The sequence below is a fragment of the Burkholderia sp. LFS061 genome (genome assembly GCF_047978125.1).
GTDB classification, from domain to species: domain Bacteria; phylum Pseudomonadota; class Gammaproteobacteria; order Burkholderiales; family Burkholderiaceae; genus Burkholderia; species Burkholderia pyrrocinia_C.
Genome location: NZ_JBFPFS010000179.1, coordinates 1 through 234, shown reverse-complemented (window position 1 = coordinate 234; position 234 = coordinate 1). Strand labels below are relative to the sequence as shown.

1 pseudogene is annotated in these 234 nt (G+C 55.1%); it reads right to left on the bottom strand.

Annotated features, from left to right (window positions below):
• Positions 1 to 234, bottom strand: a pseudogene (locus tag ACNQQL_RS36245) (IS3 family transposase); the annotation flags it as partial.

Sequence of the window (234 nt, the reverse complement as noted above, 5' to 3'; positions counted from 1 at the left end):
TGAAGACATCCACAATCGTCAAGGTGCGAAATTTCGAGCCATCAGCCAACTGGTCGGCCACAAAATCCATACTCCAAGCGTCATTTGGTTTTGCCGGCACGATCTTCGCCACCCGCGTCACCACCATCTTTCGTCGCTTTGGCAACTTCGAGCGCAGCTGCAACTGTTCTTCGCAATACAACCGGTACGCCTGGTTCCGGCCTAACTGCCAGCCTTCCCGGCGCAGCAGTACAT